Annotated in this window: 1 protein-coding gene and 2 pseudogenes; all 3 read right to left on the reverse strand. The window is 61.3% G+C overall.

Features of this window, described 5'->3' with window-relative positions; genetic code table 11:
* Positions 1–193: pseudogene (locus GQE99_RS20345) on the reverse strand (IS5/IS1182 family transposase); the annotation flags it as partial.
* A 215-nt stretch (positions 194–408) separates the two neighbouring features.
* On the reverse strand, positions 409–1449 hold the full coding sequence (locus GQE99_RS20350) for an IS110 family RNA-guided transposase (RefSeq protein ID WP_161353795.1): 1041 nt from the start codon (positions 1447–1449) through the stop codon (positions 409–411).
* A gap of 86 nt (positions 1450–1535) precedes the next feature.
* Positions 1536–1697: pseudogene (locus GQE99_RS20355) on the reverse strand (transposase); the annotation flags it as partial.

A 1697-nucleotide genomic window follows, 5' to 3' on the forward strand; every position in this document is an offset into this window, starting at 1 on the left:
CCCTTCGTCCGTCCGATCAGGCGACCGCGCCCCCCTTTTTGACGCCCAGACTGGACGCCGTGCGGTGAGCCTTCAGGTAGGTGGCGTCGATCATCACGGTCTTCTTCTCCCCGTGCTCGGCAACCAGTCCCGCCATCATCTTCGCGAAAATGCCCTTGTCGCTCCACCGCTTCCAACGATTGTAGAGGGTTCTCTGATTGCGGCCTCGTCAAGCGTGGGGGTGTGTCCGTCCGGGGTCATGGTTCTCTCCGAGGTCGCATTGAGCGCCTCATGATGGTTTTCGGCGGTGGATCGTCTCCAATGTCTTGTGCGGGATGTGGCGCCTGGCCATCCCATGCTCTACAGCGAGATCGATCAACCTCCGTCCCGTCGGGACTGCGCTACCCGCTTCAGGCGCGGGAACTCAGATCAGGCGTTGGCCTCCTCTGTCCATTGATAGTCGGTTCCAGTTTTCCAGAGCGTCAGCATAAGCACGGCGATCTTGCGGGCCGTCGCGACCGCCGCTTTGCGGAAGCCGCGCCGACCGGCAAGTCGCACGGCCCAGCTTTTCAACCGTGAGAAACGTCTCACTTGGTGGATCACGCATGATGCCGCCTCGAACAGTAGCCCGCGCATCGCACCGTCACCACATTTCGAGACCCGTCCGGACCAATCCACCTCGCCAGACTGATGCCGCTTTGGCGTCAGCCCAAGAAAAGCGCCCACATCCGCCGTCCGGCTGAACCGACCAGGATCATCAACTAGGGCTATGAAGCTGAGCGCGTTGACTGGACCAACACCGGGGATTGTCATTAGGCGACGCGCGACAGGATGGGCCTTGGCCGTCTTCTTCACCGCCTTGTCCAAGTCTTCCGCCACTTGGCACAGCTTGGCATGGGTAACGATGAAGGCATCGGCCATGGCCCCCAGAACCGGGTCGGTCTCGCCCGCTGCCGCCAGTTGATCGCGGAACGCCTGCCTCTGTCGCCCCTGGCCAATGCCGATCATACGGATGCCGAAGGTTTTGAGGACGCCACGGATGTGACCTTCGAGGTCCTTGCGCAACCGGATCAATCTTTCACGTGCCCCGACAAGGCACCGCAGCCGGTCGGCCTCTTCGCTGCGGACATGCACCGGAGTGAACCAGCCAGTTCGGGCGAGTTGCGCCAACCCTTCGGCATCGGAAGCGTCAGACTTGTTGAGCCGGGCAGAGAGGCTCTTGTGCGCCTTGCGCGCATCGATGCAGGTGACCGGAAGCCCGAGCCGCGTCATTCCGCGCTGCAGCCAAATCGACAAGTTCCCACTCTCATGCACAATCCGGCGCGGCATGAGCGAGCGGTTTCGAAACCAGCCTGCCACACCCTCAGGATCGGCAGGGCAAGCCCCGCGCGCGATCGTCTTGCCATCACGATCTACAACACAGATCGAAATCTCTTTCAGCGAAACGTCCAAACCCGCATAGTTTTCCATAGGTCGTTCTCCTCACGGCATTTATCCATGAGGCCAACATACCGGACCTCGTTCGCCCCCGGAGAGCGACCGCCGCAATCACACCATGTCTTGTGGGGGCCGTATGCGGCAGGAGCATCGCGCCACCGCAAGCCGTTACGATTTATGAAGATAATCCCACTCAACACGCGCCGATCATCAACGCGCGGCTTGCCATGGGACTTCGGAAAGTACGGCTCCAGACGCGCCATCTGCGCATCGCTCAGCCA

The sequence above is a fragment of the Maritimibacter harenae genome (assembly GCF_009882975.1).
GTDB lineage: Bacteria > Pseudomonadota > Alphaproteobacteria > Rhodobacterales > Rhodobacteraceae > Maritimibacter > Maritimibacter harenae.